This window comes from Halomonas sp. MMSF_3323 (genome assembly GCF_030733595.1).
GTDB lineage: Bacteria > Pseudomonadota > Gammaproteobacteria > Pseudomonadales > Halomonadaceae > Halomonas > Halomonas litopenaei.
This window is the reverse complement of the sequence record NZ_JASHIT010000015.1, coordinates 14,658-36,144: the sequence shown is the minus strand read 5'-3', so window position 1 is coordinate 36,144 and position 21,487 is coordinate 14,658. Positions and strand designations below refer to the sequence as shown.

The following is a 21,487-nucleotide window of genomic DNA, read 5'->3' as shown; positions in this document are numbered from 1 at the left end:
AACGTTTTTGATAGATCGAAGCTATATCGATAATCACCTTCAGACAACTCATTGCCAAATTTGTAGACAAAGACCTCTTCATAATTCGCTGCATTTACCAGGCTATGATTCCCACCGTTTTCACCAGGACTAATCTCATCAAAAAGCCCTCCCGTCAGAGAAGAATTTTTAGAACTATGAGACCAGCTAGGTTTGCTGCCATTGTCAGTAGTATAGGGTGGCGTGCTGTAATACCAACCGGAAGTATCTCCACCGGCAAACCCGCCATTTCCCACCATATTTGGTCGACTGTAGTCATACTCATTTTCGTCGATAATACCATCATTATCATCATCGATATCGACGCTGTTATCGATGCCATCACCATCCGGGTCGAGACGAGCGCTATCACGATAGTCAAAGTCAGCTACGCTCGGCACAGCGTCCGATCCATCCGCGCTGACGTCGTTGTCACTATCGAGAAGGGTAAAGTTCCCGTCCTTGATCAGCTCGTCGTTGGCGTCATAGCCATCATTGGCATCCGCTCCCTCGAAGATGTCGAGCAGACCGTCGCCATCGGTATCGGTTTCACTTGTGATGGACCAGGCCCCGGCGTCGCGCTCGGCGATATCCTGCTTGCCGTCGTCGTCGGAATCGCTGTCGAGATAGTCTGTCGTGCTGTCGCCATCGGTATCGACCGGCGCCAGGCCCTTGCTGGCCGTAGCGGAGGCATTGGCGGTGGCAGCATCGTAGGCGTCATCAAGGCCATCCTTGTCCTTGTCGATGCCGCTGGGCGCCACATACCCCTTGGAGGACTGGGCCTCGATGTTGTCGGTGATACCATCGTTGTCGCTATCCAGGTCAGCAGAATCAGCGACGCCGTCTCCGTCACTGTCGATCCTGCCGAAGAATGCGACTTCTGTCACCGCAATCCCTGAACCGCCTCCCGCCCTACCTTTAATATTGAAAAACTGAATACTAGCCACGCCGTGGATATCTTTTGGTATATCCATATGAAGTGGCCAACCTGCCGCCCCTTCGGGGACAGAGTTAATAGCAGCATATCGAGTGGTTGAATAGATCAAGTCACCGGAAGAATTATAAAACCTGATCTCACCTATCGACCCAATGGACTGGGCATCATTCAAAACACTTCCCGCGTTGTTCCACAGGTCGATCCCATAAATACGATCGATGGGTGTGTCAAAGTTGAACGTAAAATCGCTGATTTGCTCTACAGTGGACGAGATAAAGTAAGTTTTTGTGTTACCGTCGGCCAGACGATCCAGTCCAGCCGAAGAAGCCCCGCCGCTCGTCACGCTATTGCAGGTTATTTGCTGTGATCCACCTTCCACTGAATCGAGAATACCGTCCCCGTCATCATCGATGTCGTCGACATCCAGGACGCCATCTCCATCGATGTCGGAGCCCCCGGCAGCACGCTCCCGCCCGCCCTTCTGGGCTTCCACGTGCTGCAGGGCGCTCATCAATACATCATGGCCTGCATCATGATCCGCGGAGCCCGCATCTGTCGTTGCAACCGCGGCGTCAGCCGCTTGCTTGACGTTGTCGACGGTGGCGGTACTGGCAGCATCCAGCAACACCCGGGCTTCGAGTTCGCGAATCAGTAAGTCGTCCTTGATCATGTCGGATCTCCCTCTTTGAATTCGGGCTGACCGTCACCTGGACGTGTCAGGTTTCAATGACTGCGACGCCTATGACCCCCACTCACGCACCAGCACCTGGGCCACACGACGTGCCATGCTGGCTGCCAGGCTAGACGGTTGCCCCTCCAGGTGAAGCTCCCCGCGAAGCTCGGTGAGCGGCGACGATTGGTCCTGGTCAGAGACTGCCAACAGTTCGAATAGCGCACGTTCCGGCACGGAGCGTTGGTCATCGGGCCGTGCCGCGATAGGCCCGCCGTGGTCTGACGCCAACATCCACTGATCGACGTAGCGGGAAGCGGCGGCGGCGATTCGCTCGACGTGCATGGGGGTCTGCGGCCAGAGACGCTCGTCATCGACAAAAAAACAAGGCTGACCGAGCGCCAGCAATCCCAGATCATCGCTGCTGACGTAGCCACGGGCGGATAGCCGATCCGTACTGGCTACCAACGCCAGACGAAGGTCTGTGCCGACCCAGCGGCCCGAATGCAGGTAGTCGGCAAGCTCAACCACCGTGCCGTCCATGGGGGCGATGACGTCGAGCCGACGACGTTGATCGGTGAGTCCAGCAAGCTGCTGGCGTTGCATGTCCCGTTCGCTCTCCAGTACCAGACTCTGGGACAGGTCCGTGTTGTCGGCACTTCGTCGGTCCAGGCGCCTATCCACCAGATTCAGATGTTCCTGCACCGTTCTTTCCCGCTGTTGCAACGCTGGCACTTCGAGCCTGACCAGTACCTGCCCCCGCTCGACGACATCGCCGACGCGGACCAGCACCTGCTCGACCCTGGCGGCGCGATGGGCAAACACCGGAACCTGTTGACTGGCGCCGAACACCACCGGCACCGTGATTCGATGAGGCAGAGGCAAGGCAACGAAGGCAGCGATGCCGGCGGCCACCGCCAGGGTCATCAGCACCCGCCGGCCAGCCTCCCTGCGTCTTTTCCACCAGACCATCAGCTCACGCAGTATCGGCATGACAATGAACCATAGAATTTCCACGCTGAAGAGAAAGACGCCCAGCACCTTGAAAAAGAGGTGGTAGACCACCAGGGCAATCCCGAGAAACAGAAAGAAGCGATACACCCATACCGCCAGGGCATAGCCGATCAATACCCGGCGCTTGGCACGACTCAGCGCTTCCGGCGGCGTATCGCCAAAACCGAAAAGCCCTTCCCTCAACCACCAGCGCCCCATGGCAAAGCCCCGCTCCTGCAGGTTGACAATGCCGAGCAGGTCACTGAACAGGTAGTAGCCGTCGAAGCGCATCAGGGGATTGAGGTTCACCGCCAGGCTCAGCACCCAACCGGTGGTGGCAAGCGCAAAGGCCACGAAACGCAGAGCGCCATCCGGTAGAAAAACCCAGGCCAGAGTGGCATAGACAGCGATGACCAGTTCCACCGCCACCCCGGCCAGATCGATCAGCACACGTTTGCGCCGCCGGGGCAGCCGCCAGGCATCGGTGGTGTCGGTAAACAGCACCGGCATCATCACGATCAGCGCCACCCCCATGCTCGACACACGAACCCCAAAGCGGGTCGCACAGAAGCCGTGGCCAAGCTCATGCAGCGTCTTCACCAGCACCAGACTCAGGGAAAACGCGACCACGCCGGAAACGCTGAACATCGCCGGCAAGGTGGTGAAGAAGCTCTCCCACTGGCGAGAAACAAGGTAGAGGCCAATGACACCCAGGATCGCCGTAAAGAGCCAAAAGCCCCGATGAAAGAAGATGGCGACTAGCGGTAGGCAGCGCTTCAATCCACGCCCTGGATACACCAGGGGGATACGCACGAACAGGTAGTGATGAAGCAGCCACTTCCACCAGGATGGCCGGCTGGCCTCACGATATCGCCGAGCCTTGTCGAAGCTGCGGCCTTCGCTGGCCTCGAGCAGGTCGTTGTGATCCAGAAATTGCTGGATCTGGCGAATATCCTCTTCGCTGATGTCGACGTGTCCGCGAGCATCAAGACGTCGTCTCAAAGCCTCCACCGTCCCCGCCGACCAGCAGGCGAGGATATCGACGACCCTGGCATCAATCTCGAAAAACCGTCCGGCCAGTGGGTCATGAATCTTCCAGCGAGCGGCCTTGCCTGGTTCTGCCCCACCTTCGATCAGCTCGAGCTCCTGACGAAGCGACCCAAGCAGCTCCTGCTCTGCTGAATCGGACGTGTCCTGCATTGCCCTGGCCACGGCCTAGACGCCTGTCAACTGTCTGAAGGTGACGATCGGGCGCCGGAATAGATAGTAGAACAGTGATACCGGCTCACCATGGATTCGCGCCGTGCCTCTGAGACCCAGCCGCGGCATGTCTTCTCTCGGCGTTTCCGGTATCGCCATCACCTTGAAATTGGCGATACCGCTGGCGTTCTTTTCGGCCTTGTAGGCGGCCCGTGCCACGACCGCCGACACCGGTTCGAGGGGTGCTGCATCAAGAAACACATCCACCGAGGCTCCACGTTCGAGGGTGACGGCGTCGGCGGCCGCCACTTCTAGCCGGAAAGCAATATCCGCCGGGTCCGCTACCTGCATCACGGCTTCACCCACCCGCACGGGACGCCCTACCCAATCCTGCGGGTCGCCATAGAGGGCGACCCCGCTGCGCTCGGCGCGAACTACCGCCTTGTCGAGCAGGTCATGGGCATAATCTCGCTCGGCTTCGGCAACTCTCAGCTCGCTGCGAGCGATGGCGAGCTCGCGCTTGGCCTCACTGCTTGCGATGGCAGCCTGCTGTAGCCTCAACGCCTTGGACTGGGCCACCTGAACCTTGCGCTGGGCAACTTCGAAGTCATTGCGTAGTTCCACGTCCACCAGCTGGACCAGCGGATCACCCAGCGCCACCCGGGCGCCGGGAGCGACCAGGATGCGGTCGACGACGCCCGCCATCGGTGCCGCCACGACAAACGGCTCACTGGCGACCACCTCAGCGGGCGCCCTCGACGTCAGCGGTACCTGCACCAGCGCCAAGGCTGCCCCCAGGCCCAGCACCGTAGCCAGCGCCAGTCCGCGCGCCCCCCGTGCTCGCCCAAGAGACACACGGCGTCGACCTCGGATCGCGCTGGCGCCGTGACCGTAGGCCTGGGCAAGACGACTGGCCAGGGCCAGGTGCGGTGTTTCCCAGGCACGCTCGCGAGTCAGTAACCAACCGGCGCCGATGGGCCGGTCGCCATGGCTTAGCGGTATCCACAGCCCATGGCGCATGGCGGGTATGCCTTCGTCCTCCAGGACGTTGGCAAGATCCAGCAAGCGCGGTTGCGTCTCGTCCCGGTGTTCACGCCAGTCACTGCCCACCAGATGCTGGTAGGCAAGCACCTGAGCACTGTCATGAGGCACCCGCGCGAGTCCTCCCACCGCCTTGACTCGCCAGCGATTTCTGCCCGACAGGCAAAACACCAGTGACTGGCGAGCCTGGAGCAGGCTCTGCCCCTCATTGGCCAGGTGGCACCACAGCTGGTCGAGGCTGTCACAGTGGCGCAAGGCGCCTTCGATACGAATCAGCCGCTCGCCACCTGGCCCCACCTCCGAGCCACTCGCTCTGGCCTGTTCCTCCGCCACCGGGTGTTGCGCCTCGGTAGTAGACTGGCGCTCAATCGCCACACTCGTCATGAGGAGGTCACTCCACAGCGCCTGCCCTCACCGTCCCCGCTGGAGAGCCAGGTCGCGGTGCCGCTCATCCCGGGAAGAACCCGTGCCGGTGCATTGTCCACTCGGCTGATCACCTTGACGGTCTGGCTGACGGGATCGACGGCAGCCGAGATGCGCGACACTTCTGCGTCAAGCCTGTCGCCGGTCTCGTCCACCTCGAAGCCGAAGGCGCTACCCCGGGTCATCCAACTCAACCAGCAGGAAGGCACCACCATATGCAATTCCAGTGCGCCGTCACTCACCACCTGGATCAGGGGAGCGTTGGCTTCCGGCGTCTCGTTGGGGCGTACCATGGGCTCAACCACTCGCCCGGCAAAAGGCGCCTTGATCTGACAATCCTTGCGTTGCTCCTGGATGGCGGCCACCCGGGCCCGCTGCTCACGCAGCTTGAAACGTGCAATGTCGGCATCCGCCTGTCCGGTGGCGCCCATCTGCAACAGTTCGTTCTGCATGGCGGCGTTGCGGGATTCCGCTGCGGCCTTAGCCTCCGTCGCACGCAACTCGGCGTCGAGTCCGGCGCAGTCGAAGCCGACCAGTACCTCATCGACATCGAAGTGGTCGCCTTCCTTGAACGGCACCTCAAGCACTCTGGCCGATAGACGACTCGACAGTATCGCCTCGTGCTCGGCCCTCAGGATGCCTCTGGCCTCGCCCATGTCGCTGGCCTGGGCAGCCCCCGACAGCAGCACTGCCAGCACGAGTCCCGGCCAGAGCGTGCGAGTCCGCTGGCCACACTGCCCCGCCCCCAGGCTTCTGCTGTTCATCCCGTGCGCCCTCATGGCGATGCCACCACGTCAATGGCCAAGGCATCGCCACGCTGCGCCCACAGAGCACGCAGATCATCGGCAAGCTCCAGGACGCTTTCGTTGCTGCTCATGCCGGCATCCACGGCGTCGATGCCGGTGGCCGTATAGACATTGGCGTAAGCCCCCTGGAGGTCCGACAGCGCCTGATCCATCCGCACCTCGGCCAGCAGGGTATTCATCTGTTCGCGAATCAGGGTCTGCTCGCTGACGTGCCTGGCACGATAGCCAGCTTCCACCTGATGCTCGATCGCTCGCTGCACCTCAAGGAATCGCTTGGCCGTGCCGAGTTCTCCACGCCGCAGTTCATAGCGTGCTCGGGTCACCGATACCTGAGTCGCCACCGCCATGGTCAATGCCAGGCTCCGTGCATCGAGCAGATCGCTCTGGGCGTCGATACGATCCTGACGGGCCGGCAGACTGAACACCTTCAGCAGGTTCCAGCTGGCGCGAGCGCCATAGCTGACCCAGTCACTGTTGTAGAGAAAGTCGTCGTCGCTATAGTTGGCTCCGACAAAGAGCTTGAGACTCGGCAAGGTTTCCAGAATCGCTGTGGTGCCCTCGCGCTCGTTGTTGCGCAATTGGTAGGCGACTTCACGCAGCTCCGGGCGATTCATCACCGCCAGCTTCAACATGGTGTCGTAGGAAAGGTCGATCCCTTTCCAGGCCAGGTCACGCGGCGGCAACACCAGTTGGTAGGGTTGCTCGGGCGGAAGGTTCATCAGCGCTGCCAACTGCTGCTTGGACACCCGCAGTTCCCGCGTCAGTGACTCGAGGTCGCGGCGTATGGTCAGCAGTTCACGTTCATAGCTAAGCGCAGGAAGCGGCGCCGTCAAAGCACTGCGCTGCTGCCGGTGGGCCTGATCCAGCGCCCTTCGTGTGCTCTCTTCGAGCTCTCGAGTCTTGGCCAACAGACGTTCTGCGCTGACTGCTCGCCAGTAGGCGGCGCGTACATCCTCGATGATGCGCTGGATGACCTTTCGCTTGCTTTCCTCGGCCAGCATGACGCTGTCGGCCCTCTGCTGAGCCCGCACATAGGACAGGCCAAAATCGAGCACGTCCCAGCTCATGGTAAGATCGGTCGCCAACTGGTTGCGTTCGCTGGAGGACGAAGGTTCCAGCGACTCCTGACCACTCAACAGAGAAATACTGGAGCTGCCCGGTTCATTGTCGCGTCCCGTATAGTTGAGGTTACCGACCACCTTGGGCAGCAAATCGTAGTGCGCCAGATCGAGCTCCTTGGTGCGCAAGGCCTGCTCCATCACTTCCACCCGATAGTCCAGGTTGTACTTGATGGCGCGGGCCATTGCCGAATAGAGATCGATTGGGGCAATAACGGGTTCCTGACTGGCCGTTACCCTCGCCAACAGGTCGTCGGCGCGTTGTTCATTGGCCTGTTGCGACATCGGTTGAGGGGTGACAGCGCAGCCGGACAGCACCAGCGCCGTTGCGACGCCGACCCAGGTCTTTCCATATTGCTTTCCGAAGCACGAGGCCCTCTGGCCTGCCACTCCACACTTTTTATCGACCATCCCTGTGCCCCCTGCCGAAATTACCTCAGCCTTCAAGAGTGACGCGTCTTGCCTGCTGGTTGCGCACCTGCCTACCGGCCGCCACCGACAGGCGCCCAACATTGCAACAGCGCACAAACGTCGAGAAAGCGAGCGTATAACTTATGTTACTTCGTGTAATCAACTATCCAGAGAGCTGGACAATGGGTCAATATGAAAACTCGAAGAGCGCAAAGGTTGGCCCAGTTTCTTGACCTTGATCACAGTCACGACCGACAACTTTCGATAATGCACAGAGTGTCACCTCGAGCGAGAAAGGCTCTCCTTTGTTACACCTTTCATGCTTCTTTTCATTGGCGTGGTACGGATATACACGCAGCAGGTAGCGCGAGAAGGACATGACCGAGCTGCATGCCATCGGATGCGAAACCCTCGCTTAACGGGACAAGCGCCACCAGCCAGCATCGTGAATTTCCAAGCCATCTAGAGCGAAATCGTCGGTACGCGACAGCCAGGATCAGTCAGGAATGCATGGTGAAAACGTCAGGACACGAATGTTGGGATCAACCAGGAATACAAAGCGGGATCAAAGACAGGAAATGGGAATAGACACGGGGGTCTTCGCAACCACTGAGCGACATGGGACCTCCATGCCGGGTCCAGTAGCTGGGTGTGGTGTCTGTCGTCGTACAAGGAGGGGATAGCGCCTGACGGGCACAGGTCCGCAGGCACTTGTCAGAGGTAAAGGCGATCAGGCCTCGAGGAAGTCTCGCGGCAGCTTCATCATCTGGCGCCACAGTTTTTCGACGCCGGGCTTGTGCACCAGTGAACAGCGATACAGGCGGATCTCCAGGGGGACGTCCCATTGCTCGCCACCGGCACGCACCACCGCCCCGCTCTTCAGCTCCTGTCTGAGGCAGAAATCGGGTATCCAGGCCATGCCCACGCCCTGCATGACCATGGCCTTGAGCCCCTCGGCCATGGCGGTCTCGTAGACGGTACGCAAGCGCATGCGCAACGGGTCATTCTTCAACAGCATGCGCACGCTACGCCCGAGAAAGGCACCCTGGGTGTAGGCCAGGTACGGCAGGGAGTCGTCACCGTCCAGAGGGAAGCGCGGCGCCCCCTGCTCATCCGGCAGGCTCACCGGTATCATCTTGACCCGCCCGATGGAAAAGGAGGGAAAGACTTCCCCGTCAAGCTGCATGCTGGCGTAGGGGTCGTAGTAGGCCAGCATCAGGTCGCAGTTGCCTTCGCGCAGCACATGGATGGCCTCCCCCACGTTCATCGCCACCAGCCGCGTCGGCAACTCCCCGAGCCCCTTCTGCAGCCGCGAGATCCATTGAGGGAAGAAGCTTAGCGCCAGCGAATGGGCCGCCACCACGTCCAGCGCCTCGTTGGCCATGGCCAGGCCGCGCAGATGGCCGAGGGACTCGTTGAGCTGCTCGACGATATTGCGGGCGGTCACCAGAAACAGCTGCCCCTGAGGGGTCAGGTCGATGGGCGTGGTCGAGCGATCCACCAGGGTGACGCCCACCGCCTGTTCGAGGGAGCGTATACGACGACTGAAGGCCGGCTGGGTGACGTGGCGCTGGCGTGCGGAGGCCGAGAAGCTGCGGGTGTTGGACAGCGCAACGAAGTCCTCGAGCCATTTCGTTTCTAGATTCACCAGCACTCCTTGTCAAGACACCAACCACACGGGACGCCATCGCCGGGAACGCGACCGAAGGGGCCACATGCGACCGCCCGATAAAACGGCTAAATGTACCGGAAAGCGCCCACCTTCCCAAGGGAATACTGACGCTTTATTGCTCCGCCACGCTGCGTGCCACTGTGCCGGACATTGACCAGCCTCCAGCAGAGCCTTGTTCTTTTTGCCTCGGGGGATGGCAAGGCAGCGGCGGCGCCTGCATAGGCGACTGCACAGACTACTGCACAGGCGCCAGCAGGTAGGCGGCCCGGGACACCAGCTTGCGCCACAGCGGACGCGAGCGCAGCTCGTCGAGGCTGACCTCGCGGCAGTTGGCGAAGTCCTGTTCCAGCATGGCCTCCACCTCCAGGGCGAACGCCTGATGTGGCACCAGAGCGGTGATCTCGAAGTTCAATCGGAAGGAGCGGTTGTCCAGATTGACGGTACCGACACTGGCGGCGCTGTCATCGATCAGCATGACCTTCTGATGGAGAAACCCCGGCTGATAGCGATAGACCTTGACCCCGGCGCGGATCATGTCCGGCAGGAAGGCGAAGGCCGACAGGAACACCAGCAGATGGTCGGGACGTTCCGGCATCATGATGCGCACATCCACCCCGCGCATGGCGGCCAGGCGCAGTGCATCCTGGACGCCTTCATCGGGAACGAAGTAGGGACTGGTCACCCACAGACGCTGATGGGCGCTGTGGATCAGGTGCTGGACCAGCAGGCTCGCGGTCTCCTGGGGATCCGCCGGGCCCGAGGGGACGATCACCACATGGCGCCCGTTGCCTTCATCGACCGTGGGCTGATCCACCTGGGGCGCCCAGGAAAGACTCAGCATAGTGCCGGTGGCCCAGTGCCAGTCCTCCCAGAAGGCCTCCTGCAGCCCCAGCACACTGGGCCCGACCAGCTTCAGATGGGTATCGCGCCAGGGTCCGTGGCGAGGATCCTGTCCCAGATACTCCACCCCCACGTTGAAACCACCGAGCCAGCCTTCGCGACCGTCCACTACCAGGATCTTGCGATGATTGCGGAAATTGAGCTGAAAACGGTGACGCCATCCGCGCGAGGAGTGAAAGGCGCTGACGTGGATGCCCGCCTCGCGCAGCTCGCCCAGATAGCCGTCGCCAAGCTGCCGGCTACCGATCTCGTCGTACAGGAAGTAGACCCGCACCTGACGCCGTGCCGCCCGCACCAGATGTTCCTGCAGCCGACGACCAAGTTCATCATTACGCACGATGAAGAACTGAATGAGGATATAAGAGCGAGCCGCATCGATACCGGCAAACAGGCTGTCGAAGGTCTGATCGCCATCGACCAGCAGCTCCGTCGAGTTGGCGCGGGTCAGCGGCATCATGGCAAGCTTTTCGACCGCCTTGACGTCAGCGTCGGTGGCCCCCACCAGATAGGAATCGAAGCGATCTCGATAGCGCAACAACACGCGCCGCAGCAGCGTATCGCGCTGGCCGCGCGCCGACACATAGCCGTAGAAGCGTGGTCGGCCGAAGACCCAGTAGGCCGGCAACGCCAGATACGGCATGGCGACCAGCGAAATGATCCAGGCGATCGCCCCCTGAGAGGTTCGACTCGACATCAGCGCGAGCACGGCGGAGATGGCCCCGCCCAGGTGAATCAGAAAGATGGCCAGGCCAAGCAGCCATGAGGTCATCGAAGGTCTCCATCCGTGTGATACCGCACCACATCGAGCGCTGAGCGTCGGGGCGCACTTGCTAGGGCTTGTCTGAAAAGTGCCTGCGCTCGGTAATACGGCGTTAAAAATCGGATCAAAATGCTCATTTACACCCCGTAAACTGCGCTTTCTCACCGATTTTTGCCTTGTCTAACCTTCGCTCGTCGACTTTTCGGACAGCGCCTAGCGTTATTGCGGACTTCAGCATACCCGTAACGCAGGCGGCCCCGCCAGATGACGGGGCCGCCTATCGTGTCTCGCCGTGCACCGGGGCGAGACATGGCATGGGGAGATCAGACGCTCTCGGCGATGATTTCCTTCCACTTGGCCGGACCGGTCTGGTGCACCGATGAACCCTGGCTGTCCACCGCCACGGTCACCGGCATGTCCTCCACCTCGAACTCGTAGATGGCTTCCATGCCCAGGTCCTCGAAACCGACAACCCTGGAGGCCTTGATCGCCTGGGACACAAGGTAGGCCGCACCACCCACCGCCATCAGGTACACCGCCTGGTTGTCACGGATGGCCTCGATCGCGATCTGACCACGCTCGGCCTTGCCGACCATGCCCAACAGTCCGGTCTGCTCGAGCATGGTGCGGGTGAACTTGTCCATGCGCGTGGCGGTGGTCGGTCCAGCCGGCCCCACTACTTCGTCACCGACCGGATCGACCGGCCCCACGTAGTAGATGAAGCGCCCTTTCAGATCCACCGGCAGCGACTCGCCCTTGGCCAGCATGTCGACCATGCGCTTGTGCGCCGCGTCGCGCCCGGTCAACAGCTTGCCGTTGAGCAACAGGGTATCGCCCGGCTGCCAGGTCTTCACCTCTTCCGGGGTGACCTCATCGAGATTGACGCGCTTGACGTTGCCACCGGCTTCACGGGTGATCTCCGGCCAATCCTCGAGCTTGGGCGCCTTGAGCGCCGCCGGGCCACTGCCGTCCAGGGTAAAGTGGGCATGCCGGGTCGCCGCGCAGTTGGGGATGATCGCCACCGGCTTGTTGGCGGCGTGGGTCGGGTAATCCTTGACCTTGATGTCGAGCACCGTGGTCAGGCCACCCAGCCCCTGGGCACCGATGCCGCTGCGGTTGACCTTGTCGAACAGCTCCAGGCGCAGCTCCTCGGCGCGGTTGGCAGCGCCCCTGGCCTGGAGGTCCTGGATGTCGATCGGATCGAGCAGGGCTTCCTTGGCCAGTTCCATGGCCTTCTCGGCGGTTCCGCCGATGCCGATGCCGAGCATGCCGGGCGGACACCAGCCAGCGCCCATCTTCGGCAGCTGTTCCATGACCCAGTCGACCACCGAGTCGGAGGGATTGAGCATGGCGAACTTGGACTTGGCCTCGCTGCCGCCGCCCTTGGCCGCCACGTGAACCTCGACGGTGTCGCCAGGCACCAGCTTGTGGTGGATCACCGCCGGAGTGTTGTCCTTTGTGTTCTGACGCTTGCCGTCGGGGTCGGCCAGCACCGAGGCGCGCAGCACATTGTCCGGGAAGTTGTAGGCCCGGCGCACCCCTTCGTTGATCATGTCATCGAGGCTCATGTCGGCCTCGAAGCGCACGTTCATGCCCACATGGACGAAGACCGTGACGATGCCGGTATCCTGGCAGATGGGACGATGGCCGGTGGCACACATCCGCGAATTGATCAGGATCTGGGCGATGGCATCCTTCGCCGCCGGATTCTCCTCCCGCTCGTAGGCGGCCGCCATGGCGTCGATAAAGTCCTTGGGGTGGTAGTAGGAGATGTACTGCAGGGCATCGGCGACACTCGTGATGAGGTCGTCCTGGCGGATCACGGTCATGGCAGACTCCTTGGCTGGGTCGATACGCCCGCTCTCTTGGCGTCCCGTAGGCGACATGGCGGGCTTGCGAGGGCCCGTAGTGTAGCGCATTACGCCACGGCTCGGCAGCCGTCTGTGCCGGTTCGTTTAACGCGCTACTGACCCGGCGTTTGCTTGCCGGCTGGCGGAGATCCCACCTCACTCTGGAGAACGAGCCTGCGCTGCGCCCATTGAACAAGATGCGCCAGCCAGGGCAGCCAGGCGGAACATCAGGTCAATCGGGCAAGATAACGGTATAAAATTCTAATAAAGGCACCAGGAGCGTGGTCACGGCAGGACGGACTGCCAGGTTCGCCCGCCCCGCTTTCGCTGCCTCCTTTATACCGCCCCGAGCGCCAGCTGACGCTCTCTGAGCCCATGCAGGCGATCGCGCAGGCGCGCCGCTTCTTCGAACTCCAGATTGGCGGCAGCCTCGCTCATGGCGTCCTCGAGCCGTGTCATCTCCTTGCGCAGCTCTTCCGGCGACAGGCTGGCGGGATCGTAGACCGCTTCCGGTTCGGCCACCTTGCGCTCGCCCTTGCGTCCACGAGTCTTGCGGCTTCCCGGTGCCTGGGCAGCTTCGAGGATATCCGCCACCGAGCGGGTCACCGTCTGCGGCGTGATGCCGTGTTCCTCGTTGTGTGCCGTCTGCTTGGCGCGGCGCCGCTCGGTCTCGTCGATGGTCTTGCGCATCGAGTCGGTGATGCGGTCGCCGTAGAGGATCGCCTTGCCGTTGGCGTTACGCGCGGCCCGCCCCACCGTCTGAATCAGCGAACGTTCGGCGCGCAGGAAGCCTTCCTTGTCGGCGTCGAGGATCGCCACCAGCGACACCTCGGGGATATCCAGGCCCTCGCGCAGCAGGTTGATACCGACCAGCACGTCGAACTTGCCCAGGCGCAGGTCGCGGATGATCTCGACCCGCTCCACCGTGTCGATATCCGAGTGCAGGTAGCGCACCTTGACGTCGTGTTCGTCGAGATACTCGGTCAAGTCTTCCGCCATCCGCTTGGTCAGGGTGGTGACCAGCACCCGCTCGCCCACGGCGGTGCGCAAACGGATCTCCGACAGCAGGTCGTCCACCTGGGTCGAGGCCGGACGCACCTCGATCTCGGGATCCAGCAGGCCGGTGGGACGTACCACTTGCTCCACCACCTGGCCGGCGTGCTCGGCCTCGTAGGGACCCGGCGTGGCCGAGACGAAGATGGTCTGGGGTGAAATCCGCTCCCACTCCTCGAACTTCATCGGACGGTTGTCCAGGGCCGACGGCAGGCGGAAACCGTACTCGACCAGGGTCTCCTTGCGCGAGCGGTCGCCGCGGTACATGCCGCCCACCTGGGGCACACTGACGTGGGACTCGTCGATGAACAGCAGCGCATCGGCGGGCAGGTAGTCGAAGAAGGTGGGGGGCGGCTCGCCGGGGTTGCGTCCGGACAGGTAGCGCGAGTAGTTCTCGATGCCGTTGCAGTAGCCCAGCTCCATCATCATTTCGATGTCGTAGAGGGTACGCTGCTCCAGGCGCTGGGCCTCGACCAGGCGATCTTCCTTGCGCAGGAAGGTCAGTCGTTCGGCCAGCTCCTCCTTGATCCGATCCACCGCCGCCAGAATGGTCTCCCGCGGGGTCACGTAGTGGCTCTTGGGGTAGATGGTCATGCGGGGCACCTTGCCACGTACCTCGCCGGTCAGCGGATCGAACAGGCTGATGGTGTCGATCTCGTCGTCGAACAGCTCCACCCTGACCGCCTCGTCCTCGGCGTCGGCCGGAAAGATATCGATGACGTCGCCACGTACCCGATAGGTACCGCGCTTGAAGTCCATGTCGTTGCGGGTGTACTGCAGTTCCGCCAGACGACGCAGAAAGCCGCGCTGATCGATCAGCTCGCCGCGGGTGAAGTGCAGGCGCATCTTCAGATACTGGTCCGGATCACCCAGACCGTAGATCGCCGACACCGACACCACGATCAGCGCATCGCGACGCTCCAGCAGGGCCTTGGTCGCCGACAGTCGCATCTGCTCGATATGGTCATTGATCGAGGCGTCCTTCTCGATGAAGGTGTCCGACGAGGGCACATAGGCCTCGGGCTGGTAGTAGTCGTAGTAGGATACGAAGTACTCCACGGCGTTGTCCGGGAAGAACGCCTTGAACTCCCCGTACAACTGGGCCGCCAGGGTCTTGTTCGGCGCCATGACGATGGTCGGCCGCTGCAGCCGCTCGACGATGTTGGCCATGGTGAAGGTCTTGCCCGAACCGGTCACCCCGAGCAGGGTCTGGTGGGCCAGACCCGAATCGAGCCCCCCGACCAGGCTTTCGATAGCGCTCGGCTGGTCACCGGCAGGCTGGAACTTCGACGACAGACGAAAGGACTTGCTCATCATGACTCCTGCTGGGGGACACCACCCAGATCGGGGCGGCTGACGCCGACTTCAAGTCTCGCGCACGCTCGCCGACGTCAGGTTTGGGCCGTTGGCGCCAGCGTTCGCGTGGTGATTTCCACCGTGGAAGTGGTCATCAAGCGGTGGATCGGGCACTTGTGGCTGATCTCCTCCAGCCGTGCCAGCCGCTCGGGATCCTCGATGCCGTGGAAGGTCATCGCCACATCGAGCCGATAGACGCCCTTGCGCTCGTCGCGCTCGTCTCTGGTGACCGTGACGCTGACGCCTTCCAGCGGCCACTCCTTGCGCTGCGCGTACATGCGCGAGGTGATCGCCTTGCACGCCCCCAGCGACAGATCGAAGTAGTCGTGGGGGTCCGGCGCCAGGCCATCGCCACCGAAGGCGGTGGGCACATCGACCAGCAGGTCGTCGAAGCTTTCGATGCTGACCCGCTGGCGCAGCTTGCCATCCTTCTCGGTAGTAATCTCGATACTCATCATTTCACCTCGATGCCGAGCTTGAGTCGCTTGATCGCCTCGATCAGGGCCTCGCGACGCGCGCGCCCTTCCACCTCGGCGCCATGGCGGCCGACCTCCACGCTGTCGACGCCGTCAAGCATCATCAAGGCGGTGGTGATCTGATTGACCTGGTCGGCGTTGTCGACGCCCTGGAAGGTCAGGGATTGCTGGGACATGAGGCGCGCCTCCTTGGCGGGTAAAGCGGAAGGACCGAAGATCGTAACGCAAGCTTGAAACTGGTGGAAAAGCTTAGCACGACACCCCGTGCGGGTTCTTCTGCCCGTACCTTGCAAAAGGGGCGTCTCACCCTCACATTGCTGACAGGCGCAAACTTCACCTTTTTCGATACGCGCGACAGGATTGCTCATGACGGATTGGATCACCGCCCACGGCGGCCGCTTGACCGGCTCGGACCAGGTCGACTTCGACACCCCCGACGCGGCCCGCCTCGCCCTGGACAGCACCGTGGCCACCCCGCTGGTCCATCTCGGCGCGCTGGACGTGGTCGGCCCCGACGCTGAGCGCTTTCTGCAGGGCCAGACCAGTGCCCAGCTCGCCCACGCCAATGGCCACTTCGCCCCGCTGACCTGCTTCTGCACCCCCAAGGGCCGCATGCTGGCCAACGGCCAGCTGATGAAGGTCGACGACGAACGCTTCAGGATCGTGCTGCATCGCAGTCTGGTGGCTCCGCTGGCCCAGCACCTGGGCAAGTTCGCCGCCTTCTACAAGGCCGAGCTGACGGCTCGGGATGACCTGGCGCTGATCGGCCTGATCGGCCAGGAAGCACCCGCCCTGACCGAGGTCGACTGCGACCTGACACCGCCCGATCCCTGGCGCCAGGCGAGCCACGGCGACACCCTGGTGCTCGGCCAGCCTGGCCCTCGCCCCCGCTACCTGATCATGCTGCCAGAAGACCAGGCAGAGGCCTTGTTCTCGCGCCTGATCGAGCAGTGTCAGCCGGTGGGCAACCAGGTATGGCGGTTGGCGGATATCCAGGCGGGGCTGTGTTTCATCGATGCCGATCAGCAGGATGCCTACCTGCCCCAGATGCTCAACTGGGAGGCGCTGGCAGGCATCAGTTTCAAGAAAGGCTGCTACACCGGGCAGGAAGTGGTGGCCCGCGCCCACTTCCGCGGCCAGGTCAAGAAGCGCCTGTATCGCGCCCAGCTAGAGGGGACTCGACTGCCACCGCTGGGCAGCGAGGTGAATGACGAAAGCGGCAAGCGCCAGGGCGAGGTGGTGGCAAGCGCCCTCGATGCCTATGGGCAGGCCGAGGTACTGGCGGTGCTGAATACCCGCGCCGATGAGGCCGCCCTCAGCTGCGAGGATCAACGTCTGAAGCTGCTGCACCTGCCCTACGCCATCGATCGCCTCGACCCAGAGAGTCTGGTCTGACACCGATGACGCCTGGGTAATTCGATCCGGGCGATATTCCTGCCGGCGCCCTTGTCAGGACGGCGGCAGGCCGAACAGCCGGCGGGCGTTGTCACTGGAGTGCAGCGCCACGGTTTGCGGTGCCTGACCTCTGATCTCGGCCACGTGGCGACACACCTCGGCCACCAGGGCAGGTTCATTGCGCTCGCCCTGGTGGCCGGACAACGGCATGTCAGGGCTATCCGTCTCCAGCACGTAGGCGTCATCGGGCAGCGACGCCACCGCCCGGCGCACCCTCCTGGCCCGGGGATAGGTCACCGCCCCACCGAGCCCCAGCGTAAACCCCAGATCGACAAAGCGCCTCGCCTGCTCCGGAGAGCCGGCGAAGGCATGGATGAGGCCCCCTGCGGGAAGCCCGAACTGGGCCAGACGCTTGGCGACGTCGTCGTTGGCACGCACACAGTGAATGACCACCGGCAGGCGCAGATCCCGCGCCAGCCTGAGCTGGGCATCGAACAAGTGCCATTGGCGATCGAGGGTGTCGCCAAAACGCGCATCGATCCCGCACTCCCCCAGGGCGACGCAGCGAGGGTGGGCCTCCAGCGCCTGGCCCAGCGCGCTGACGTCGTCATCCTCGCCATCCAGCCGATGATGCTCCAGAAACACCGGATGCAGACCGAGACAGGCGTGCAACCCCGTCTGCTCGGCCAGCTCCAGGGTGCCCTGCCAGGCGTCACGGTGGGTACCCGCGACCACCAGCTGTTCGACGCCCGCCCGCCTGGCCCTGGACAGGACCGCGTCGCGATCGGCGTCGAAGTCGGCAAAGTCGAGGTGGCAGTGGGCGTCGATCAGCATCAGAGCTCCTCTTTCCACGGAGGCGCCGTAAAAACGTCGCGTGCGATTCGAGCGCAGCAGTTTTTCCGGTGTCTCCTCAGTGCTCGCGGGTCTCCCTGAACCGTATATCCGGCCAGCGCTCCTGGGTCATCTGCAGATTGACCCGGGTCGGGGCGATATAGGTCAGGTAGCCACCGCCGTCGATGGCCAGGTTGGTGCTGGCCTTGCGCTTGAACTCCTCGAGCATCTTCGGATCGTCGCAGTAGATCCAGCGGGCGGTATTGACGTTCACCCCTTCATACATGCAGTCGACCTTGTACTCTTCCTTGAGGCGATGGGCGACCACATCGAACTGCAGGGTACCGACGGCGCCAAGGATCAGGTCGTTGTTGTCCAACGGCATGAATACCTGGGTGGCGCCCTCCTCCGACAGCTGCTGCAGGCCCTTCTGCAAGGCCTTCATCTTCAGCGGGTCCTTGAGCCTGACCCGCTTGAACAGCTCCGGGGCGAAGTGGGGAATGCCGGTGAATCGCATGTCCTCGCCCTGGGTGAAGGTGTCACCGATCTGGATGGTGCCATGGTTGTGCAGGCCGATGATGTCACCGGGCCAGGCTTCTTCCACGTGGGCACGATCGGAGGCCATGAAGGTCAGGGCGTCGGCGATCTTGACGTCCTTGTTGATGCGCACATGGCGCATCTTCATGTTCTTCTGGTACTTGCCCGAGCACACCCGCAGGAAGGCGATGCGGTCACGGTGATTGGGATCCATGTTGGCCTGGATCTTGAATACGAAGCCGGTGAAGCGCTCGTCCTCGGCCGGCACCTCGCGCACGTCGGTTTCCCGCGCCTGGGGCGGCGGCGCATACTCGACGAAGCCATCGAGCATCTCGCGCACGCCGAAGTTGCCCATGGCGGTACCGAAGTACACCGGCGTCAGCTCGCCACGGCGATAGGCCTCGAGGTCGAAGCTGTGGGAGGCACCGCGCACCAGCTCGACCTCCATGCGCAGCTCCTCGGCCAGATCCTCGCCGAGCACCTCGTCCACCTCGGGGCTATCGAGGCCTTCGATGCGCTTGTCTTCCGGAATCCGGTTGCCCTGCCCCTGGGTGTACAGGTGGATGACGTCATTGTAGAGGTGGTAGACGCCCTTGAACTGACGCCCCATGCCGATCGGCCAGGTCATCGGCGCACACTTGATATTGAGCACCGTCTCGACCTCATCCATCACCTCGATGGGGTCGCGGATGTCGCGGTCCATCTTGTTGACGAAGGTGAGGATCGGCGTGGTGCGCAGGCGGCAGACCTCCATCAGCTTGATGGTGCGGTCCTCGACGCCCTTGGCGCCGTCGATCACCATCAGCGCTGAGTCCACCGCGGTCAGGGTGCGGTAGGTATCCTCGGAGAAGTCCTCGTGGCCCGGCGTATCGAGCAGGTTGACCATGCGACCGCCGTAGGGGAACTGCATCACCGAGGTGGTCACGGAGATACCGCGCTCCTGCTCCATCTTCATCCAGTCCGAGGTGGCGTGGCGATCGTCACGCTTGCTCTTTACCGAACCGGCCAGCTGGATGGCGTTTCCGAACAACAGCATCTTTTCGGTGATGGTGGTCTTGCCCGCGTCCGGGTGGCTGATGATGGCAAAGGTGCGCCGAAGCCCGGTTTCCTGGGCCTGCTTGGGGTTGGACATGGAGACGGTTGCCTGCTTGCTCGTAAAAAAGTGGGGCACGGGGACAAGGCCCCCATGCGCAAGGGCGCCATGATACCGCGACAGGGGCCCTGGCTGCATCTGACTATACTGGCACCATCATCCTCTCTATCGAGCCCCCTCGCGTTTCGTTGCGGCTCTGCGGTTGATTGCGCTTCGCATTAATGCAATAGATCCGCGATCAAGCTGTCATCGACGGCCGCAATGCTAGGTGACTGGCCGCGACCGCCCCCCCGTGAAGGGCGACGTGCCACCCCGCCAAGACCACCGGACGCAACGACAAGGAGAGCCCCATGCAACCCACCCGACGCCAGTTTCTCGGACTCGGCCTCAAGGCCGGTGCCGGCCTCGGCCTGATCACCGCCGCCCCCGGCATCGTGCTGGCCGAATCCCGTCGGCCCGTGATCACCTCCGGGGTAATGAGCGGCGACGTCGGCACCGACCGCGCCATCATCTGGTCGCGTGCCGACCGCCCCTCGCGGATGCTGCTGGACATCGCCGACAACGCTGCCTTCAACAACGCCCGTACCCTGCAGGGACCCACCGCCCTGCCGGCCAGCGGGCTGACCGCCAAGCTCGACGTCACTGGCCTTGCCGACCTGCCGGAGGTGTTCTACCGCGTGCGCTTCGCCGCCCTCGGCGACGACCGCGCCGTCAGCGAGCCGGTCATCGGCCGGCTGGTCATGCCGGGAGGTTCACGCCGTTCGATACGTTTCGTGTGGTCGGGCGATACCGTCGGCCAGGGCTGGGGCATCGACGAATCCCGCGGCGGCATGCGCATCTACGACACCATGCTCAAGCAGTCGCCGGACTTCTTCCTGCACTCCGGCGACACCATCTACGCCGATGGCCCGCTCGAAGAAAGCGTGAACCTGGAGGACGGCAGCGTCTGGCGCAACCGCATGACCGAAGCAAAGAGCAAGGTGGCCGAGACCCTGAACGAGTATCGCGGCCAGTACCTCTACAACCTTCTGGACGACAACCTCAAGCGTTTCAACGCCGAGGTGCCGATGTACGCCCAGTGGGACGACCACGAGACCGTCAACAACTGGTACCCCGGCGAGATCCTCGATGATCCGCGCTACACCGAGAAGAACGTCTCGCTGCTGGCGGCGCGTGCCCGCCGCGCCTTCCTCGAGTCGATGCCGATCCGTCAGCGCCCCGAGGCCCCGGAGATGATTCGCCGTCGTTTCACCTACGGCCCCGAACTCGAGGTGTTCATGCTCGACATGCGTACCTATCGCGCGGCCAACAGCACCAATACCCAGGGCGCAGACGACCCGGCCTCAAGCCTGATGGGGGCTCGCCAGGTGGACGACTTGATCGCGGCGCTGAAGGCCTCGACGGCCACCTGGAAGATCATCGCCTCCGACATGCCGGTGGGCCTGGTAGTCGCCGACGGCGAGCACTTCGAAGCGGTGGCCAATGGCGAGGGTGGCGCCCCTTCCGGGCGCGAGCACGAGATCGCCAGACTGCTCAAGGCGATCCACGACAACGCCATCGCCAACGTGGTGTGGCTGACCGCCGATGTCCACTACACGGCCGCCCATCACTATGCGCCGGAACGTGCCAGTTTCCAGCAGTTCACGCCCTTCTGGGAATTCGTCAGCGGCCCGCTGCACGCCGGCACCTTCGGCCCCAATACCCTGGACGCCACCTTTGGCCCGGAAGTGGTGTTCCAGAAGGCCCCCGCCGATGGTCGAGCCAACCTGCCGCCCAGCGAAGGCTTTCAGTTCTTCGGCCAGGTGGACCTGGATGGCGACAGCCTGGCGCTCACCGTCACCCTCAAGGACACCGAGGGCAACAGCCTGCACCAGCAGGTATTGACGCCCCAGCAGGCCAGCTAGTCAGGCGATGCCGCCTGTCGCTGCCAAGACCCGACAGCGCCGC

At 62.7% G+C, this 21,487-nt stretch carries 15 protein-coding genes; 3 read left to right on the top strand and 12 right to left on the bottom strand.

Features of this window, described 5'->3' with window-relative positions:
* Nucleotides 1–104 precede the first annotated feature (104 nt).
* Nucleotides 105–917, top strand: coding sequence for a hypothetical protein (locus tag RBB39_RS09570; RefSeq protein WP_185696455.1), 813 nt, complete (start codon nucleotides 105–107; stop codon nucleotides 915–917).
* A 777-nt stretch (nucleotides 918–1,694) separates the two neighbouring features.
* Here the strand turns inward: RBB39_RS09570 and RBB39_RS09565 are convergent.
* The 10 genes from RBB39_RS09565 to RBB39_RS09520 all read right to left on the bottom strand — a co-directional run bounded on the left by RBB39_RS09565 (nucleotide 1,695) and on the right by RBB39_RS09520 (nucleotide 15,860).
* Entirely contained in the window at nucleotides 1,695–3,818 is a 2,124-nt protein-coding gene (locus tag RBB39_RS09565) for a site-2 protease family protein (protein ID WP_124804726.1), read from the bottom strand.
* A gap of 15 nt (nucleotides 3,819–3,833) precedes the next feature.
* The gene (locus tag RBB39_RS09560) at nucleotides 3,834–5,243 is read right to left on the bottom strand and encodes an efflux RND transporter periplasmic adaptor subunit (protein WP_052704566.1); all 1,410 of its coding nucleotides are present in this window, start codon (nucleotides 5,241–5,243) and stop codon (nucleotides 3,834–3,836) included.
* Nucleotides 5,240–6,046: an efflux RND transporter periplasmic adaptor subunit gene (locus RBB39_RS09555; RefSeq protein ID WP_045995191.1), complete on the bottom strand. Its 807-nt coding sequence runs from the start codon at nucleotides 6,044–6,046 to the stop codon at nucleotides 5,240–5,242. The genes RBB39_RS09560 and RBB39_RS09555 overlap by 4 nt, the downstream gene beginning before the upstream one ends.
* A gap of 11 nt (nucleotides 6,047–6,057) precedes the next feature.
* Nucleotides 6,058–7,617 (bottom strand): TolC family protein, encoded by a 1,560-nt coding sequence (locus RBB39_RS09550; protein ID WP_083970689.1) that lies wholly within the window; start codon nucleotides 7,615–7,617, stop codon nucleotides 6,058–6,060.
* A 730-nt stretch (nucleotides 7,618–8,347) separates the two neighbouring features.
* Nucleotides 8,348–9,265 carry a LysR substrate-binding domain-containing protein gene (locus RBB39_RS09545; RefSeq protein WP_108133590.1) on the bottom strand — a complete coding sequence of 306 codons (918 nt, stop codon included), beginning with the start codon at nucleotides 9,263–9,265 and terminating at the stop codon, nucleotides 8,348–8,350.
* A 259-nt stretch (nucleotides 9,266–9,524) separates the two neighbouring features.
* Entirely contained in the window at nucleotides 9,525–10,958 is a 1,434-nt protein-coding gene (gene cls, locus RBB39_RS09540; RefSeq protein WP_045992513.1) for a cardiolipin synthase, read from the bottom strand.
* Nucleotides 10,959–11,272: 314 nt separating this feature from the next.
* Nucleotides 11,273–12,778 carry a fumarate hydratase gene (locus RBB39_RS09535; protein WP_045991456.1) on the bottom strand — a complete coding sequence of 502 codons (1,506 nt, stop codon included), beginning with the start codon at nucleotides 12,776–12,778 and terminating at the stop codon, nucleotides 11,273–11,275.
* A 357-nt stretch (nucleotides 12,779–13,135) separates the two neighbouring features.
* Complete coding sequence (gene uvrB, locus RBB39_RS09530) at nucleotides 13,136–15,166, bottom strand: excinuclease ABC subunit UvrB (protein ID WP_045991457.1); 2,031 nt, start codon at nucleotides 15,164–15,166, stop codon at nucleotides 13,136–13,138.
* Nucleotides 15,167–15,243: 77 nt separating this feature from the next.
* Nucleotides 15,244–15,663, bottom strand: coding sequence for an OsmC family protein (locus RBB39_RS09525; RefSeq protein WP_045991618.1), 420 nt, complete (start codon nucleotides 15,661–15,663; stop codon nucleotides 15,244–15,246).
* Nucleotides 15,663–15,860, bottom strand: a complete 198-nt coding sequence (locus RBB39_RS09520; protein ID WP_045991458.1) for a hypothetical protein — start codon at nucleotides 15,858–15,860, stop codon at nucleotides 15,663–15,665. Before RBB39_RS09520 ends, RBB39_RS09525 begins: the two co-directional genes overlap by 1 nt.
* 190 nt (nucleotides 15,861–16,050) lie before the next feature.
* Between RBB39_RS09520 and RBB39_RS09515 the strand changes: the two genes are divergently transcribed.
* On the top strand, nucleotides 16,051–17,079 hold the full coding sequence (locus tag RBB39_RS09515; RefSeq protein ID WP_083970211.1) for a folate-binding protein YgfZ: 1,029 nt from the start codon (nucleotides 16,051–16,053) through the stop codon (nucleotides 17,077–17,079).
* A gap of 54 nt (nucleotides 17,080–17,133) precedes the next feature.
* Here RBB39_RS09515 and RBB39_RS09510 read toward each other — a convergent pair whose 3' ends face one another.
* Both RBB39_RS09510 and RBB39_RS09505 read right to left on the bottom strand, forming a co-directional pair.
* Entirely contained in the window at nucleotides 17,134–17,913 is a 780-nt protein-coding gene (locus RBB39_RS09510) for a TatD family hydrolase (protein ID WP_124804725.1), read from the bottom strand.
* Nucleotides 17,914–17,989: 76 nt separating this feature from the next.
* On the bottom strand, nucleotides 17,990–19,579 hold the full coding sequence (locus tag RBB39_RS09505) for a peptide chain release factor 3 (protein WP_045991460.1): 1,590 nt from the start codon (nucleotides 19,577–19,579) through the stop codon (nucleotides 17,990–17,992).
* A 311-nt stretch (nucleotides 19,580–19,890) separates the two neighbouring features.
* Between RBB39_RS09505 and RBB39_RS09500 the strand changes: the two genes are divergently transcribed.
* Nucleotides 19,891–21,444 (top strand): alkaline phosphatase, encoded by a 1,554-nt coding sequence (locus RBB39_RS09500; RefSeq protein WP_052704238.1) that lies wholly within the window; start codon nucleotides 19,891–19,893, stop codon nucleotides 21,442–21,444.
* The last annotated feature ends 43 nt before the right edge of the window (nucleotides 21,445–21,487 follow it).

Coding starts and splice junctions, on each gene's coding strand:
- RBB39_RS09535 (WP_045991456.1), bottom strand. CDS start 12,778: ATGACCGTGATCCGCCAGGACGACCTCATCACGAGTGTCGCCGATGCC.
- RBB39_RS09525 (WP_045991618.1), bottom strand. CDS start 15,663: ATGAGTATCGAGATTACTACCGAGAAGGATGGCAAGCTGCGCCAGCGG.
- RBB39_RS09565 (WP_124804726.1), bottom strand. CDS start 3,818: ATGCAGGACACGTCCGATTCAGCAGAGCAGGAGCTGCTTGGGTCGCTT.
- RBB39_RS09555 (WP_045995191.1), bottom strand. CDS start 6,046: ATGAACAGCAGAAGCCTGGGGGCGGGGCAGTGTGGCCAGCGGACTCGC.
- RBB39_RS09515 (WP_083970211.1), top strand. CDS start 16,051: ATGACGGATTGGATCACCGCCCACGGCGGCCGCTTGACCGGCTCGGAC.
- uvrB (WP_045991457.1), bottom strand. CDS start 15,166: ATGAGCAAGTCCTTTCGTCTGTCGTCGAAGTTCCAGCCTGCCGGTGAC.
- RBB39_RS09560 (WP_052704566.1), bottom strand. CDS start 5,243: ATGACGAGTGTGGCGATTGAGCGCCAGTCTACTACCGAGGCGCAACAC.
- cls (WP_045992513.1), bottom strand. CDS start 10,958: ATGACCTCATGGCTGCTTGGCCTGGCCATCTTTCTGATTCACCTGGGC.
- RBB39_RS09520 (WP_045991458.1), bottom strand. CDS start 15,860: ATGTCCCAGCAATCCCTGACCTTCCAGGGCGTCGACAACGCCGACCAG.
- RBB39_RS09500 (WP_052704238.1), top strand. CDS start 19,891: ATGCAACCCACCCGACGCCAGTTTCTCGGACTCGGCCTCAAGGCCGGT.
- RBB39_RS09570 (WP_185696455.1), top strand. CDS start 105: ATGATTCCCACCGTTTTCACCAGGACTAATCTCATCAAAAAGCCCTCC.
- RBB39_RS09550 (WP_083970689.1), bottom strand. CDS start 7,617: ATGGTCGATAAAAAGTGTGGAGTGGCAGGCCAGAGGGCCTCGTGCTTC.
- RBB39_RS09505 (WP_045991460.1), bottom strand. CDS start 19,579: ATGTCCAACCCCAAGCAGGCCCAGGAAACCGGGCTTCGGCGCACCTTT.
- RBB39_RS09510 (WP_124804725.1), bottom strand. CDS start 17,913: ATGCTGATCGACGCCCACTGCCACCTCGACTTTGCCGACTTCGACGCC.